At 33.3% G+C, this 15,810-nt stretch carries 18 protein-coding genes and 1 riboswitch; of the genes, 14 read left to right on the forward strand and 4 right to left on the reverse strand.

Annotation, left to right across the window (positions count from 1 at the left end; all coding sequences use genetic code 11):
- Positions 1–82 precede the first annotated feature (82 nt).
- The 12 genes from rnmV (at position 83) to NBE98_RS14025 (ending at position 10,907) form a co-directional block, all read left to right on the forward strand.
- Positions 83–619 (forward strand): ribonuclease M5, encoded by a 537-nt coding sequence (gene rnmV, locus NBE98_RS13970; protein WP_250815590.1) that lies wholly within the window; start codon positions 83–85, stop codon positions 617–619.
- Positions 620–631: 12 nt separating this feature from the next.
- Positions 632–1,474 carry a 16S rRNA (adenine(1518)-N(6)/adenine(1519)-N(6))-dimethyltransferase RsmA gene (rsmA, locus tag NBE98_RS13975; RefSeq protein WP_250815591.1) on the forward strand — a complete coding sequence of 281 codons (843 nt, stop codon included), beginning with the start codon at positions 632–634 and terminating at the stop codon, positions 1,472–1,474.
- A gap of 111 nt (positions 1,475–1,585) precedes the next feature.
- On the forward strand, positions 1,586–3,004 hold the full coding sequence (locus NBE98_RS13980) for a DUF7922 domain-containing protein (protein WP_250815592.1): 1,419 nt from the start codon (positions 1,586–1,588) through the stop codon (positions 3,002–3,004).
- A 197-nt stretch (positions 3,005–3,201) separates the two neighbouring features.
- The gene (locus tag NBE98_RS13985) at positions 3,202–3,789 is read left to right on the forward strand and encodes a PsbP-related protein (protein ID WP_250815593.1); all 588 of its coding nucleotides are present in this window, start codon (positions 3,202–3,204) and stop codon (positions 3,787–3,789) included.
- A gap of 186 nt (positions 3,790–3,975) precedes the next feature.
- Positions 3,976–4,752 (forward strand): prolipoprotein diacylglyceryl transferase, encoded by a 777-nt coding sequence (locus tag NBE98_RS13990; protein WP_250815594.1) that lies wholly within the window; start codon positions 3,976–3,978, stop codon positions 4,750–4,752.
- Positions 4,753–4,772: 20 nt separating this feature from the next.
- Positions 4,773–5,624: a YhfM domain-containing protein gene (locus NBE98_RS13995; RefSeq protein WP_250815595.1), complete on the forward strand. Its 852-nt coding sequence runs from the start codon at positions 4,773–4,775 to the stop codon at positions 5,622–5,624.
- Positions 5,625–5,775: 151 nt separating this feature from the next.
- Entirely contained in the window at positions 5,776–6,978 is a 1,203-nt protein-coding gene (locus NBE98_RS14000; RefSeq protein ID WP_250815597.1) for an efflux RND transporter periplasmic adaptor subunit, read from the forward strand.
- Positions 6,978–7,670 (forward strand): ABC transporter ATP-binding protein, encoded by a 693-nt coding sequence (locus NBE98_RS14005; protein WP_250815598.1) that lies wholly within the window; start codon positions 6,978–6,980, stop codon positions 7,668–7,670. Before NBE98_RS14000 ends, NBE98_RS14005 begins: the two co-directional genes overlap by 1 nt.
- A 15-nt stretch (positions 7,671–7,685) precedes the next feature.
- Positions 7,686–8,906: an ABC transporter permease gene (locus NBE98_RS14010; protein ID WP_250815599.1), complete on the forward strand. Its 1,221-nt coding sequence runs from the start codon at positions 7,686–7,688 to the stop codon at positions 8,904–8,906.
- A 203-nt stretch (positions 8,907–9,109) separates the two neighbouring features.
- Positions 9,110–9,952 carry an Mrp/NBP35 family ATP-binding protein gene (locus NBE98_RS14015; RefSeq protein ID WP_250815600.1) on the forward strand — a complete coding sequence of 281 codons (843 nt, stop codon included), beginning with the start codon at positions 9,110–9,112 and terminating at the stop codon, positions 9,950–9,952.
- Positions 9,953–10,081: 129 nt separating this feature from the next.
- Positions 10,082–10,627 carry a hypothetical protein gene (locus NBE98_RS14020; protein WP_250815601.1) on the forward strand — a complete coding sequence of 182 codons (546 nt, stop codon included), beginning with the start codon at positions 10,082–10,084 and terminating at the stop codon, positions 10,625–10,627.
- A 91-nt stretch (positions 10,628–10,718) separates the two neighbouring features.
- Positions 10,719–10,907, forward strand: coding sequence for a ferredoxin (locus NBE98_RS14025; protein ID WP_250815602.1), 189 nt, complete (start codon positions 10,719–10,721; stop codon positions 10,905–10,907).
- 78 nt (positions 10,908–10,985) lie between these two features.
- Here the strand turns inward: NBE98_RS14025 and thiT are convergent, their stop codons facing one another.
- From thiT to NBE98_RS14045, 4 genes are all read right to left on the reverse strand, one after another.
- A complete protein-coding gene (gene thiT / locus NBE98_RS14030; protein ID WP_250815603.1) occupies positions 10,986–11,669 on the reverse strand; it encodes an energy-coupled thiamine transporter ThiT in 684 nt (227 codons plus the stop codon).
- A 125-nt stretch (positions 11,670–11,794) separates the two neighbouring features.
- A riboswitch (TPP riboswitch) is annotated at positions 11,795–11,897 on the reverse strand.
- Positions 11,898–11,956: 59 nt separating this feature from the next.
- Positions 11,957–12,136 (reverse strand): hypothetical protein, encoded by a 180-nt coding sequence (locus NBE98_RS14035; RefSeq protein WP_250815604.1) that lies wholly within the window; start codon positions 12,134–12,136, stop codon positions 11,957–11,959.
- On the reverse strand, positions 12,136–12,291 hold the full coding sequence (locus tag NBE98_RS14040; protein WP_250815605.1) for a hypothetical protein: 156 nt from the start codon (positions 12,289–12,291) through the stop codon (positions 12,136–12,138). The genes NBE98_RS14035 and NBE98_RS14040 overlap by 1 nt, the downstream gene beginning before the upstream one ends.
- A gap of 139 nt (positions 12,292–12,430) precedes the next feature.
- Positions 12,431–13,276: a DegV family protein gene (locus tag NBE98_RS14045; RefSeq protein WP_250815606.1), complete on the reverse strand. Its 846-nt coding sequence runs from the start codon at positions 13,274–13,276 to the stop codon at positions 12,431–12,433.
- A 251-nt stretch (positions 13,277–13,527) separates the two neighbouring features.
- Here NBE98_RS14045 and NBE98_RS14050 point away from each other — a divergent pair, with 251 nt between their 5' ends.
- Entirely contained in the window at positions 13,528–14,640 is a 1,113-nt protein-coding gene (locus NBE98_RS14050) for a sensor domain-containing diguanylate cyclase (RefSeq protein WP_250815608.1), read from the forward strand.
- Between the two features lie 175 nt (positions 14,641–14,815).
- Positions 14,816–15,625 carry a tetratricopeptide repeat protein gene (locus NBE98_RS14055; protein ID WP_250815609.1) on the forward strand — a complete coding sequence of 270 codons (810 nt, stop codon included), beginning with the start codon at positions 14,816–14,818 and terminating at the stop codon, positions 15,623–15,625.
- The last annotated feature ends 185 nt before the right edge of the window (positions 15,626–15,810 follow it).

Genomic DNA, 15,810 nt, shown 5'->3' on the forward strand with positions numbered 1-15,810 from the left:
ACACAATATAATAGATATTTTAAGGTGAATTAGTGGATATGAAGCTGTGAGCTTTCAATCTTTGCTTGAAGGAGGTATTAGATTGATTAAAGAAGTTATTGTTGTTGAAGGAAGAGATGATATTACTGCTGTTAAAAGAGCAGTGGATGCTGAGATTATAGCTGTTGGCGGCTTTGGTATAAATGCAAAAGTTATCGAGAGAATTAAGGAAGCTCAAAAGAGGCAGGGTGTAATTGTACTTACTGATCCAGATCATGCAGGTGAGAAAATAAGAAGAATTATTGCAAAGAGAGTTTTAGGAATTAAACATGCATACATAACCCAAAAGGAAGGTACTAAAGATGATGACATTGGAGTTGAAAATGCATCACCTGAAACTATATTGAGGGCTCTTGAATGCGCAAAGTGTGAAGTAAAAGAAAAAAGAAATGAGTTTAATATAAAGGATCTTATATTCTTTAAGCTTACAGGAGACAATAAAGCCAAGGAAAGAAGAGAAGCAGTAGGGCGGGAGCTTGGTATAGGCTATTGTAATTCAACACAGTTTATAACAAGATTAAATAATTACGGAATAACACGAGAAGAATTTGTTGAAGCTCTAAAGAGAGTAGAGTTGTAGGAGAGAAAAAGAATGAATGATTTTTCAACAAGAGATATTGTAAAAAAGTATGGTTTTAAGTTTACCAAAAGCCTTGGACAAAATTTTTTAATAGATGATAGTGTTTTAATAGATATTGTTGAAGGTGCAGAAGTTGGTAAGGAAGATTTCATTATCGAAATTGGTCCTGGTGTAGGAACCTTAACAAGAGAATTATTAAAAAGAGCAAAAAGAGTATGTGCTATCGAATTGGATTCTGATCTTCTTCCTATATTACAGGAAGAACTCAAGGAATTTGATAATTTTGAAATAGTTCATAAGGATGCTCTAAAAGTTGATTTTAAAGAATTAATTGGCGAGGAAACATCAGTTAAGGTAGTTGCAAACCTTCCTTACTATGTTACTACTCCGATCATAGCAAAGCTTTTAAATGAAGGCTATAACTTTAAGTCACTTACTATAATGATTCAAAAAGAGGTTGGAGAAAGAATTGCAGCAAAACCAAATACATCCGACTATGGAGCCTTGTCAATTCTCGTCCAGTATTATTGCGATACCAAGGTTATAAGAAGGGTTTCTCCAAGTTCATTTATTCCACAGCCAAAGGTTGATTCAATAGTTGTTAAGCTTGATAAGCTTCAACAACCAAGAGTGAATGTTAAGGATGAGAAGTTCTACTTCAAAGTTTGTAGAGAAGCCTTCAACATGAGAAGAAAGACTCTTTGGAATGCAACTAAAAATCTAGGTGTTGATAGTGAATTGATGAAGCAAGCTTTTGAAATGGCTGATATAGATCCAAAGCGAAGAGGAGAAACTCTTTCACTGCAGGAATTTGGCAATTTAGCAAATAGCATATATGATTTAGCTCATAAATAGAATTTTAGGCGTGGTTATAACTATAACCGCGTCTTATTTTTTTATTATATGGTCACTTTTGGAAAGGCCTTTCATATACTATATTGAATAATTTTTTTGGAGGGACAAGAGTTGACTCAAAAAAAGAGCTACAGCAGGTATTTTATAATACTACAAGAAGATGAAAAAGGATATGCTTTGGCCTCTGACAAGTTACCTTCTGGCTATGCTAAGTTGGAAATAAAGAACGATAAATGCAAGGTGTCTTACTATGTTCAAAATCTTAAGAAGGAGAGCGCACCCTATTACATGGTGCTAGTTTGCAACAAAAAAGATGCAAAGAAGCTGTTAAAGCTTGGCGAACTGAACATAGATGAACATGGAAGAGCTGAAGTATCCTATGAGTATCCAGTAGAAAGTGTGGGTAATTTTAGTATAAATGTGGATAAGGTAGTCGGAGCTTCGATCGTTAGATTTATGAACTCAAATATTATTCCTGTAATGAGTGGTTTTACAACTACTGAAATTCCTGAATGGAAGGGATTCCCTATGATAGAGGAGGAAAAAAATAGACAGGAAGAAGATAGGATGGATAAAAAGGTTCAGCCTGCAAAGGTAGAACCTGTAAAAGTTGAGCCAGTAGTTACAGAACCAGCGAAAGTAGAACCAGTTATTGAGGAGCCAGAAAAAACAGCACCTATGGTTGAGGAGCAGCCAGCAGTTGATAATCCACAACCAACTAATATTTTTGATGAATATGAAATGCAGATTGAAGTTGAAAAACAAAATGTTGAGGAACAACCAAATGACAATATGCCAATGGGTATCCTTGAAGACAGTGAAATTGATATGGACCTGGATAGAAAGAAAGAGAAATGCAAAGATGGTGTATGCGAGATCAAGCATGAAAATGAATGTCATGATAATGAAAAGCATGAGCATCAAGAAAATAAGTGCAAACACAATGAAGAGCAAGGGCATCATGAGAATAAGTGCAAAGACAATGAAGAGCATGGGCATCATGAAAATAAGTGCAAAGATAATGAAAAGCATGAACATCATGAAAATGACTGGAATAACAATGAAAAACATGAGCATTGCGAAAACAAGTGCAAAAAGGAGCGACCTAAGGGAAGTGTTGGCGATTTCTTTATGAAGGTTGCAGAGGACTTTGAAGAATTAGAGAATATTTGCACCGAAATCAAGAGATGCAGCTGGTACAAGGTTCCTGTATATAGACCAGAGGATATGAACTGCATGGATTACAATAAACATACAGTAGTATATTATCCAATGAACAACTATTATCAATATATAAGAAAGTTTGGACATTTTGTACTTGGCTATAAGCTTGATAAAGATAATAAGATGAAATATTTGGTTTATGGAATACCTGGAACAAAAGCAAGAGCAGATCAGCCGTTTGCAGGAAGAACTGGTTTTGTTACCTGGGTACCTCTAAAGGAAGGCGACGAGGGAGAAGACAGTTATGGTTACTGGTTAATGTTCTATGATTTCAGAAACTCAACAATAGTTATTCCTGTAAAGTAATTAATGAAGGATGAAGAATGAGAGCTATTAAATTCTTCATCCTTCATTGATTAAATCTTCATTCTATTACTAATTGCTTGTACATATACTTTATTAATAGAACTGTGCGGAAAAAGTTATAAATGCACGTTAACTGTAGCTTGCGAGAGGAAGCTAGTGATTTTAATTACTTAGTGTTCCGAATGAAAGGAGGAAGTATGAGGTTAATAATTTTAAACAGAAAAAGACTTGGTGTAACTGTAATTATTGTCGGTCTTATGGTAGTCTTATTTGGTCTTGAAAAGAAATTTGATGGAAGGTTGAAATATGTAGCTCTAATGCAGAGTAACATAAATACACTAGTAAAGTACGATGTGCCGGAATTAAACTTCAGCTATAAGCTGCCAGATAATTGGACAGCTAATAAAAAAGATTTTGGCGGAGGAGAAATAGTTTATCATAATGATTTTGACTCAGAGGATGCAGTTATTCATGGTTTTGTACAGGTTTGGAAGCTAAACCAAGACTTGAAAAGCTTTCTAGATAAGAGCAAAGAAGTTAATAAACAATATGCTGAGTATAGTGAATATAATATGACTCCAATAGTAATAAAAAAGCATGAGGGATATTTAATTACATATACAATGAAGACAGATACAGATACAAATTTTAAAGGGTATGAATACTTTTTAAAGGATACAGACAAGTTCTTTAGATTTTCTTTTTATGTAAGGGATAAAAACTTCAAGGAGAATATGCCAACTATATTTAAAACCATAGTTGAAACCTTTGAGCTTAAAAAATAATATTCATTGCGTTAAATCTGTCAAAGTATTATAATTTAGAGATAAGAGAAGCATTAGCTTCTCTTATTAATTTCTAAAGAATAAAAGTACAATTGATAATAATACTTATGTGCTTATAAGAAATGCAAGGGGCATAAAGATTACAAGTCTTTATATGCTTATAAGGAATACAAGGGGGAATTTGTAATGAGACCAATTTTTTTTAGAATTTTTAGAGTACCTATTTATGGCTATGGCACAATGATAGCTATTGGTATAATTGCAGCTATTCTGCTATTAAACTATAGGGCAAGGAAAAGGGGCTATGATGAGGACAGCATGCTAAATATGGCAATTATTGCTGTTGTACTTGGTGTAGTTGGAGGAAAGCTTTTATACATAATGACAGAACTAAAAAATATAATAAACGATCCTTCTCAGCTTATGGATTTTGGAAATGGATTTGTAATTTATGGTTCTATAATTGGGGGAGTTGCAGGAGTTTACCTTTATTCAAAGAAGAAGCGCTGGAAGCTTTTAAATATATTTGACTTAGTAATTCCTAGTCTGCCTCTTGCACAGGGATTTGGAAGATTAGGGTGCTTTTTTGCAGGCTGCTGCTATGGGAAGCCTACTAGTTCTTTCTTAGGGGTTAAGTTTAAGGAAGGTTCGCTTGGACCACTAGACATTCATGTTTATCCAACTCAGATTTTTTCTTCCATATTTGATTTTGCCCTAGCGCTGTTTTTATTATGGTATGATAAAAAAGAACGAAAAGAAGGCAGAGTTTTTTCCCTTTATTTGATAATTTACAGTATAGGAAGATTTGTTATAGAATTTATTAGGGATGATCCAAGAGGTAGCGTAGGATTATTATCTACATCTCAATTTATTAGCTTGTTTATAGTTGTACTTGGAGCAATATTTTTTAATTATGATAAAATAAAGAAGATTGTTTCTAAGGAAAAGACTGAGCAGATATAAAAGTTAGGAGAGAAAAAACATTGAAGCGAAATAAAAGATTAATTTATCTACTGGTTTTAATCTTATTTTCAAGCTTTTTTTATGGTTGTGATAGGATTGATCAGATGAAAGTTAAGCTAGGTATGAAGAACAATGATTTTGAATACATAAAGCAGGGAAAGATTAGAAAAATAGTTATTCAAAATACAAGAGATACAGGATTTAGATTTGTAGTTACAGATCAGAAAGCTATATCAGAACTCTACGAAATATTGTCCACTGCTAAACCTGCTCCAGTTAAGTCAGAACTTGAGCCTGATTATATATTTGAAATGGAAGAAGGTCCAGGTAAGATTTATAGATTTAATTATATAGCTGGACTAGATAAGAAAGATGCTGGTAATTTGTATAGTGAGGATAAAATATATTTAGTTTCTGAAAGAATAGATAATGACATAATAAAAAGCTTTTGGAATATAAGAAAGCCGAAAGACTTTCAAAAAATTTACTACGGTAATATACTTAGCTTTGCTGAGAAATATTCTAAAGAAGAAGCTAAGGGTAAAAGCATTGGAATAAATATTTATGATGATGTAGAGGTTGCAAAGTTTATATTCTCTGCGGACTTGGAAGATTTTAAGTCAAGTCTTTCAGGTAAAGGGTTAAATACGGAGCTTATGACTCAGGCAAAAGGTGAGGAAAAGCAAAAGGAATATGATGTTGTTATGAATGTTAAAACCGTTGGGTATAAGACTTTTTTATACAAATGTGAGATAACTTTCTGGGATAAGGAAAATAAAAGTGAGAAAAAATATTATATAACTATGACTTATAAGTCATCAGATGGAAGATGGACTACTAAAGTAGATACTCAAAAGCCTACTGGGTGGTAAACTAAGCCTTGGGGAAACCTAAGGCTTTAAAATTATTAAGGAAATATTAAATTTTTATACAATATGGAATTGAAGTTAGACAGCTTGTATAATTAGATAGTTAATGTGGTAAGTAAATTTTATTTTTGAAGCTTATCAGTAGGAGGAAACTATGAAAAAGAAGGTTATTATTTGGATTGTAGTGATTGCTGTTGTTGGAGGGATAATTTCCTTTAAAGCAGCTAATAAAAACAAAGGTAATGTTATAGGGGTTAAAACAGCAGCAGTGTCACAAGGAGAGATAAAGTCTTATTTATCTACTACAGGCACTATAAAGTCTAAGAGCAGCAAAGATTATTTTCCGATTCAGGGAAAAGTAAAGAAAGTAAATACTAAGGTTGGAGATACTGTTAAAAAGGATCAAGTACTAGTTGAGTATGAAGTGGTTGATGCAAACGTTGCAGTAAAACAGGCTCAAATACAGTACGATAATGCTGTGCTTACAAAGCAAATGCAAGTAAATTCTAATAGTGACATGAAAAATAAGATGTCAGATATGGATAAGCAAATTGTAGATTTAGAAAGTCAAATTGAAAATGCTAAGAAAAATCCTCTTGAGGCAGCAAAGGCTGTAACATTGGAAACTCAAAAGGCAACACTCAAGCAGACTAGGGATAATCTAAAGCTGCCATTTTCTAGCGAGCAGCTAAAGCAAGCAGATAATGCTATAGCACTTGCTAAAATAGGTCTTGATAATGCAAAGCAAAATCTTTCGAAAAGTCAGGATAAGCTTATAGCAGAAGCTGATGGCGTTGTGACAGCTGTAAATGTTGTTGAGGGAGCTTCAACAATGGCAGCTGCACAGCCTGCGGTTACAGTTCAGGATATAAATGCTTTAAAGCTTCAAGTTTCTGTTGGGAAATACGATGCTAATAAGATACAAGTTGAGCAGGAAGCTATAGTTAAGAGCGGAACCAAGGAATATAAGGGAAAAGTAGCAGTTATTGACCCAGCAGCCAAGAAATCAGTATCTGCAACTGGTACTGAAACTACTCTTGGAATGGAAATAGATATTTTAGATAAGCCTGAAGGTTTAAAAATAGATTTTGATGCAGACGTAGATATTCTTCTGGGTAAGGTTGATAATACTGTAAAGATTCCAGCAGAAAGTGTGAGGACAACTAAAGAAGATAAGACCTTTGTTTTTGTCTTTGAAGATAACAAGGCTGTGGAAAAAGAAGTTAAGCTTGGACTTCAATCAGATATGGAGGCACAGGTTATTGAAGGAGTTAAGGCTGGGGATAAGATTATACTAAATCCAAGTGAAAATATAAAAAATGGAACAGTTGTTAAGGAAGCTGGTGAAGCCAAGTAATGATAGAGGTGAAGGATGTAGTCAAAAGGTATATTACAGGTGATATAGACTTTACTGCCTTAAAGAGTGTAAGTTTAAAAGTTGAAAAAGGTGAATTTACATCAATAATGGGACCTTCTGGTTCAGGAAAGTCTACTATGATGAACATATTAGGCTGTTTAGACAGAATGGACAGCGGAACTTACATTTTAAATAATCAAAATGTATCAAGCCTTAATGATAAGCAGCTGGCGCTCATAAGAAATAAGGAGATAGGGTTTGTATTCCAAGCATTTAATCTTCTTCCTAGGATGACTGTGCTTGAGAATGTTGAACTGCCTATGGCCTATGCAGGCATTTCGAAGAAAGAGAGAAGAGAAAAAGCTCTTATAGCTTTAGAAAAGGTTGGACTTAGTGATAGAGTTAAACATAGACCAAATGAAATATCAGGGGGACAGAAGCAAAGAGTGGCTATTGCTCGTGCTATTGTTAATACTCCTGCTGTTATAATGGCAGATGAACCTACTGGAAACCTTGATACAAAATCTTCAGTTGAAATTATGAAAATTTTTCAGGACTTAAATAACGAAGGTGCTACTGTAATAATGGTAACTCATGAGCCAGATATTGCTCAGCATACAAAAAGAGTAGTTAGGTTTAGAGATGGTGAGATAGTGGATGACTATCAGGTTAAAGATAGAATAATTTTATAGAGGGGAAGGACAGTAATGAGGCTTTTTTCAAATATAGTTGAAAATTTTAAAATGGCTATAGATAGTATATTATCAAATAAAATGCGATCCTTTCTCACTATGTTGGGAATTATAATAGGGATAAGTTCCGTTATAACTATAGTGTCCCTTGGACAGGGGGGACAAAACACTATAACTGGTGAGTTTGAAAAAATAGGTGCTGCAACTATAAACGTTTCACTAGATAATTCAAAGGCAGAGCCAAGTGATTATATTACGTTAAAAGATATAGATGCAATTAAAGAAAAAGTGGCTACAGTTAAATATATTAGCCCTACAGTATCTAAAAATGGAGTAGCGATCTCAGAGGTGAAGACAAAAAGAGCTTCCATAACCGGAGGAAATCCAGATTTATTTGCAGCTCAAAACGCTGAATTTCTTTATGGCAGAGGATTTAATGAAAGAGAGTTTTTAGAAGGAAAGCCTGTTATAGTTATAGATGAAGTTAATGCTAGAGCACTATTCGGCTATACAGATGCTGTTGGAAAAAGTATAAAGCTTGGAAGCAGAAAATCTCCTGTAAAGGCAACAATTATAGGAGTTACAAAGCTAGATTTAGGTGGATTCGCCTTCGACACAAGTCAAATGCCGGCACTAATTTATGCTTCTACAAACTTTGTTAAAACTATGTATCCTACTGATTTCAATATTGATAGATTAACTTTAGTGGCAACGACTAAGGATGAAGGAGAAGCAGCAGGAAATGGAGCTAAAAACATACTAGAGAGCAGGCATAACAATAGAGGCAAGGATAAATATAAGGTTGAGAATGCACTCAAGCAGCTTGATCAAGTAAATAAGGTTCTAGGAATATTCACGGCCTTTATAGGAGCCGTTGCAGCAATTTCTCTCTTGGTAGGAGGGATAGGTGTTATGAATATAATGCTTGTATCAGTAACTGAGAGAACAAGAGAAATTGGTATTAGAAAAGCCATAGGAGCGACAACTAATGCAATACTTCTTCAATTTTTGACTGAATCAGTAATTATTTCACTAATAGGCGGTATAATTGGAATGATTCTCGGAATTTTGGGAGGCTATGCAATTGGAAGCTTTGCAAATATAACCCCTTCACTTTCCATAGGAGTTATCATTGGAGCTATATTATTCTCCTCAGCGGTAGGAATTTTCTTTGGTATTTATCCAGCAAGAAAGGCTGCTAATTTAAATCCAATAGATGCGCTAAGATATGAATAAAATAAATTGGTATCTTCTTACTTAAGAGAAGGTACCAATTTTTATTTATGCTATATTCGAAAAGGTTCTGTAGATATAAATATCATATAAGTGAATAGGAGAATAACTATTACCGGTATATGGTAATAAAATAGAAAAATAATTTTTTTATGATATAATAAAATTATTCATTAATTAATACACTTGATAAAGGAGTGAAGTACATGAGCAAATGTGACAGCTGTGCAAGTAAAGGAAAGTGCAGCAATAAGGAAAGCACTTGTTCCGTATTAGTGCCAAGTTATGGAAGCATTAAAAATATAATAGGAGTAATGAGTGGAAAAGGCGGAGTAGGAAAGTCAACCGTAACAGGGATACTTGCTACAAAACTTAGAAGCTTAGGATACAAGGTTGGTGTATTAGATGGGGATATAACAGGACCGTCTATGCCGAGATTTTTTGGAATAAATGAAGAAAGAGCACAGATACTTCCAGGTAAATCTCAAGAGGAAGCTAAGTTTATTCCAGTTGAAACAGCTACAGGAATAAAGGTTATATCCTTAAATCTTCTAACTGAAGAGGAAGAACAGCCAGTCATTTGGAGAGGGCCGATTCTTACAGGAGTAATGACACAAATGTACAGAGATACAGAATGGGGAGATTTGGATTATCTTCTTATTGACATGCCTCCAGGGACAGGAGACTTAACGTTAACAGTAATGCAAAGCATACCTTTGACTGGGATTATAGTAGCTGCTACACCACAGGACATGGTAACTATGATAGTGAAAAAAGTGGTTATCATGGCTCAAAAGATGAACATTAAGGTTTACGGAGTAGTGGAAAATATGTCCTACATAAGATGCAGCTGCTGTGGCGAAAAACAAAGGGTATTCAGCAAAAAATCTGCTGAGGAACAGGCTGGAAATCTTGGGGTACCTTTAATCGCAGAGCTACCTATAAACCTTGATTTGGTTGAAAAGATGGAAAGCAGGGAAGTTGAAGACTTTATCAATGCTTCACCTGAATATGATGAATTGCTAGGAAGCTTTATGAGATTATCATAAAAATTAAAAAGATTGAAAAGCAGAAGAGGTTGACAAAACTTGCTTCTGCTTTTTAATTATTATGTGACTTTAAATAATATGTAAAATGAAGTAAAATAAAAGACACATATAGAGATAGGGGTGTTAAACTTGGAAAATCAAATATTAGTTTATGGACTGCTTGCAGTATTGGCAATTATAATAGTAGTCTCTCTCGTTAAAAAGGCTTTTAAGCTTTTAACTTTTGTAATAGGAATTATCATTATAATTTCTCTTTATAATATACTTATAAAAGGAGTATCTCCAATTGAAGAATTCAATGCCTATAAAACTAATATACAGTATGGCAAAGACATTGCGGAGTATACAGTTAAAATAAAAACTTCTACAGATAAAATTAAAAGTGTGATTGAAGGCAAGAAGCTGGATGAGGTATCTATAAACACGCTTAAAATAGAAAACGATAATCTTGTCAAATATCAAAAGGAAGTTAGAGAACTTAAGCATAGTCCAAAGTTAAACGTATTTCATAATAAATACATTGAATATTTAAATTTAATTGTTGGAACCTCAGATACTGCTGTTAAGGTAGCTGCAGGCAGCAACAAAACTATGCAGGGAACCGAAGACATGTTGAGCAGACTTAAGGTTGGGATAGACAGCTTATCTGCACTAAAGTTTGGCACTGATAAATAATTTTTGTAATAATAAGCCTCTTTTAGGAAACACTATAACTGTTAATGTTATTGTATATAAATGCCTGGAAGATTTTAAGGAGGTTTTTAACATGAAAGCATACGTTGATAAGGATGCGTGCATATCCTGTGGATTATGTCCATCACTATGTCCTGAGGTTTTTGAGATGGAAGATGACGGAAAAGCAGGGGTAGTTACTGATGAGGTTCCAGAAAACGCTATAGACAGCTGTAACGAAGCAGAACAATCCTGCCCAGTTAATGCTATATCAGTTTCTTAATAGAAATATTAAAGATGATAGTCAAAAAAGAGAACGCGGAAGGAGATAGTTTATCTAACTCCTTCCGCGTTATGGTTTTTATGCATTCAATTTTGGTTTGGCCATTACAGAGTAAAGTTGTTTTATTGGCAAAATAGCTAAAATTATTATGCAGAGTATTGCCTCAGGTCCTAAATAGCTTAGGTTATATAAGAAGGAATAGGCAACAGCACTTTGTCCAGGTTCTGCATAGCTTCCATAAAATACTATTCCTGAAATAAAGTGAAATAAAAATCTAGCAGCTATTGCTAACACAACACCTATAAGCATTTGCACTTTGCCCTTATCCTTGAAGTAACCTGTTATACCTAAGGCTGCAAAAGCAAGAGGGTAATCAAAGAGCACTTGAACAGGGTGCATTATAAAAGGGCCAAGTATAAAGTCTAGAAGTCCAAACATAAGCCCTGTCAAAAGTCCAATTTCTGAGCCATAGAAAAGACCAATCAAAAGAATAGGTACCATGCTGCCTAAAGTAGCACTTCCGCCATTTGGAAGCTGGAAGAACTTAATCATTTTAAGAACTGTTCCTAAAGCAAGCGCTACCCCTATGTTTGTAATAATTTTAGTAGTTAGCTTTACTTTTCTTATTCTAACAAAAACAATTGCTAAAATAATTAACCCAATAACTGCAAATATAGCAGTAGGATGTTTTGGAGCTTCAGCAAAGCCCTCACTAATTGCTTTAAGGTCGATGCCCTTAAAGGATAGTCTAAAGTTGTTCATAAAAATACCTCCTAGGAATTTTTGTGGGCGTAAAATAACTATTAATAATACGCCGACTTATAATTATATATGTGCTATGAGGTACATATAAAAAAACCGTATCCAGTTGTGGAATACGGTTTTATAACATATTAAAATCGCTTTCCTACGCTGGTATTATCCAGATCAGGTATAAGGGTTAGTGAAGTAATTTCACCTCTCAGCCTAAAGGCGCCCCTAGCACATATTTACTTATATAACTATTATATTACTAATAATAATTATTAGCAATACAAACTTTAGGAGCTTTACAAAATTAATGGACTAACTTTATGACTTGTCATCTGCAATGAATTCACATTAATATTTACAGTTGAACCAGCTTTTATGCTTGATGGCAAATGTGCAAGACCTACACAGATATTAGTGCCATCCTGCAGGGATAAAAAAGCTTCTGAAGCATATACATCTATAACTACTGCTTGCATTAGAATTCCTTCCTATTCTGTAAGGTTTTATCTATCTCAGGAACTGAAGTTAAATTTTTTTGTATGAAATCAACACCTTCGCCAACCTTCCCTTTGCGCTTGCTTGCCATAGGGAACTTTCCTACTATACCTTTTGCACTTTTTCCAGTACCCATACATATCAACTCCTTTTTGTTGTCTACAATTATATTTTTTGACCTTTTTAATTTAATTATTCAAATTAAATTGAAAATAAAAAAGTATATAAGTTTTACTTTTATGTAAAACTTATATACTTTTTTATTATTATTTAATTTAACCTTCTTTAAGCATTATTATACCTAATAAGCCTGGTCCAGTATGAACTCCTAATGCAGGGCTGATATCAGTAAAATGAATAGCAGAGATATTTTCTCTTCCCACAAAAGCTTCATACAATAATTGTCCTTCTTCCATAGCTCCGCCTTGGAGTATGTAAACTTCTGCCTTGCCAGCAGCTAAGACATCTTTTGCTATGTCAGCAAGCTTGGAAATAGATTGCTTTCTTCCTCTAACTTTAGCATAGGTAAAGTATTTACCATCATCATCTACAGAAATTATAGGCTTAAGCTTTAATAAATCGCCTATAGTACCTGCAACTCTTCCAATCCGCCCTCCCTTTTTTAGATATTCAAGAGTTTCAACCACGTAATACACTAAAACTCTTTCTTTGATGGAAGGGAGAAGGTTAACTATTTCTTCAAAGCTTTTACCATATGCTATGAGTTCTCCACACTTAGCAACTACAGCACCTAAACCAGCTGAAAGAGTTTTTGAATCAAAAACAAAGGTAGTTAAATTATGATGCTGATCGCTTACCAGCTTGAAGGTGTTAAAGGTTCCGGACAAACCAGAAGAGATAGTTATAGCAATTACATGCGTACACCCTTCATCTTCTGCGGCAGTAAATAAATCATCAATATCCTGCATGGACGGCATAGAAGTGGTAGGTATTTCTTGCGAGAGTCTGTCGTAGACCTCCTTAGGCTGTATATTTACTCTGTCTATGTATTCTTTGTCTTTGTAAATAATCCTTAAAGGTGCTACTTTAATGTTGTATTTTTTTATAATTTCTTGTGTTAGGTCACATGAACTGTCTGTAATCAATGCAATTTTACTCAAAGCAGTAATCTCCTTACTATTAATGGCGTAATTATAGCATAGTTGTACATTAACAGATAGTATATATTAATATTTTTATTAAATTTATATAAATTATTCGTTTTATTACGAATTAACATATAGTATAAACTTATTGTAAACTATTAAATAAACAATTATAATTTTATTAAGAGTAAAAATTGTAAAATAATATAAACGATGTTAAGCTGTATAAAATAGTACACTAGAAAACAAGGGGGATAAAAAATAAAATGGGGGAGATCAACTTATTCACAGCTTTAATAATGGCTTTAATAGCTGGTGTAGCTATAATGGAATATTTTAAAATAAAGAAAATCAATAGAAAACTTTTGCTTTTAGAAAAAGTTAGACGTACTTTGTATGAAGTTGCCGAAAAAATTATAAGGATAAACTCCGAAGAGGAGGCATATACTCTTGTTTTGGAAACTGCAATAGAACTTATACCTCATGCATCTAAAGGAAGCATACTTCTTTTAGATGAAGATTGTCAATTCCATTATAAGACTTTGAAAGGATACTCTGAGGAGCTTAAAAAAATCTCTTTAAAAAAGGAAGAGATATATCTATACAAAATAAATAATTTTACGGAGACAGCTATTATTAAGGATCCAAATAGATTCGACGAGGATGTAATAAGACCTGATAAAGTTCATAAGATGAACACTCTTGAAGTTCTTGATATTAGCTGTACAATGAGTTCTCCAATATTTATAGAGGACAACCTCATAGGTATAATTAATGTTGATAGTATAATTAAGGGAAAGTTTTTTACTGATGAAGATTTAGCGCTTATGAATTACATTAATAATGAGCTTCAACTAGCTTTGAAAAATTCATTTGTCCAAAATAAACTTAAATATATGGCAAATTATGATGAACTAACAGGCTTATATAACCGTAGATACTTTAAGCAATTTTTAAGCAAGGAGCTATCACAGGCAAAAAGGTATAAAACCCAATGCTGTCTTGCTCTGATTGACTTGGATGATTTTAAATTGATAAATGATAACTATGGACATAACATGGGAGATAAAGCACTGAAGCTTTTTGCCAATGTTCTTAGAAAAAATTTAAGAAAAACTGATATTTTTGCAAGAATGTCAGGTGATGAATTTGTTATTCTATTTATAAATTGCAGCAAGCAAGATGCAACCCAAAGGCTTGAAGATATAAGAAAAGAACTATCAAAGCAAAGGCTTGAGAATATAGTTTTGAGTTTTAGCTATGGCGTTAGCGAAATAAATTCAGAAATTGATTTAAGTCAAGATGATATTTTTGGTACTGCTGATAAGGAAATGTATTGCGACAAGCATGAGAAGAACATGAGAAAAAAGGCCATATAACCATATATAAGTTTATGAATACAAGAACATAAAAATATAAGAACATAAGAATATAACAAGTTAAGAATTTAATCAGCAGAGCATAAAGGTTGAAAATAGATAGTGATAATTAAAGTGATTTGTTATAATTAATTAGTACTTTAAGTTTAGTTTAAATAAAGGAGTTTATGACAACATGAAAAATTTACTTACAGCGATAATTGTTATAGTATTAGTAACAACTATATTTAAAATTAATATATTGGCTGGACTGCTTATAGTGGCTGGTGCATTATTTTTCTTTATATACAAAAATCGTCCAATCATATATATGATTAGAGCAAATAAGAATTACTCTGATGGAAATATAAAAGAAGCAATGATACTATATGAAAAATCCTATAAGCTTAAAGAGAATAATCCTAAGGCAGCAATAAATTATTCTTATATGCTTTTAAAACAAGGTGAACTGGATAAAGCTCAGAATGTGCTGGAAAATATAATGAAGACAACATTAAATGTAGGGGACAGATCAAACGTTGTTATTAATCTTTCACTTGTTTTGTGGAAAAATGGAAATCTAGATGAAGCTGTCAAAGCACTTGAAGAATTATACGGCAATGGTTATAAGAATACACTAGTATATCAAAATCTTGGATTTTTTTATATATTAAGTGGAGATTTAGAAAAAGCTCTGCAGTTTAATACGGAGGCTTATGAGTATAACAGCTCGGATGCCAGCATATTAGACAACTTGGCTATGACTTATTATCACATGACTGATTATGACAAGGCAATTGAAAGTTTCGAAAAGCTTATGTCTATGAATCCAGCCTTTGTTACGGCTTATTATTACTATGGTTTAACTTTGGATAAGAAAGGAAAACCTGTAGAAGCCTTGGAAGCTATAAAAAAGGCTTTGGAATGTAATTTTTCTTTTTTAACTTCTATAAAAAGAGAAGATGTAGAAAATGAAATTGAAAGATTAGAAAAGTTAATCAAATAAATATTTTATTACGAAGGTCTCAGTTTGCAGCTGAGACTTTTTATTTTAGGTTCCCTTTTATTAGAAAATAGTGTTAGTGTAGCACAGAGGACTTGCATTTAAGAAAGCGTAGCTGTGTAAATTCTCCGTTAAACTCAGTAGTGTTTTAAATGCATAGATTTATGTATTTAGTCGAATACTTATAT

The organism is Clostridium swellfunianum, assembly GCF_023656515.1.
Taxonomy (GTDB): Bacteria; Bacillota; Clostridia; order Clostridiales; family Clostridiaceae; genus Clostridium_AT; species Clostridium_AT swellfunianum.

Bases quoted from the DNA above. Each gene is read 5' to 3' on its own strand.
- NBE98_RS14055 (WP_250815609.1), top strand. From the start codon at position 14,816: ATGAAAAATTTACTTACAGCGATAATTGTTATAGTATTAGTAACAACT.
- NBE98_RS14015 (WP_250815600.1), top strand. From the start codon at position 9,110: ATGAGCAAATGTGACAGCTGTGCAAGTAAAGGAAAGTGCAGCAATAAG.
- thiT (WP_250815603.1), bottom strand. From the start codon at position 11,669: ATGAACAACTTTAGACTATCCTTTAAGGGCATCGACCTTAAAGCAATT.
- NBE98_RS13985 (WP_250815593.1), top strand. From the start codon at position 3,202: ATGAGGTTAATAATTTTAAACAGAAAAAGACTTGGTGTAACTGTAATT.
- NBE98_RS14010 (WP_250815599.1), top strand. From the start codon at position 7,686: ATGAGGCTTTTTTCAAATATAGTTGAAAATTTTAAAATGGCTATAGAT.
- rsmA (WP_250815591.1), top strand. From the start codon at position 632: ATGAATGATTTTTCAACAAGAGATATTGTAAAAAAGTATGGTTTTAAG.
- NBE98_RS14005 (WP_250815598.1), top strand. From the start codon at position 6,978: ATGATAGAGGTGAAGGATGTAGTCAAAAGGTATATTACAGGTGATATA.
- NBE98_RS14050 (WP_250815608.1), top strand. From the start codon at position 13,528: ATGGGGGAGATCAACTTATTCACAGCTTTAATAATGGCTTTAATAGCT.
- NBE98_RS14000 (WP_250815597.1), top strand. From the start codon at position 5,776: ATGAAAAAGAAGGTTATTATTTGGATTGTAGTGATTGCTGTTGTTGGA.
- NBE98_RS13990 (WP_250815594.1), top strand. From the start codon at position 3,976: ATGAGACCAATTTTTTTTAGAATTTTTAGAGTACCTATTTATGGCTAT.
- NBE98_RS14025 (WP_250815602.1), top strand. From the start codon at position 10,719: ATGAAAGCATACGTTGATAAGGATGCGTGCATATCCTGTGGATTATGT.
- NBE98_RS14035 (WP_250815604.1), bottom strand. From the start codon at position 12,136: ATGCAAGCAGTAGTTATAGATGTATATGCTTCAGAAGCTTTTTTATCC.
- NBE98_RS14040 (WP_250815605.1), bottom strand. From the start codon at position 12,291: ATGGGTACTGGAAAAAGTGCAAAAGGTATAGTAGGAAAGTTCCCTATG.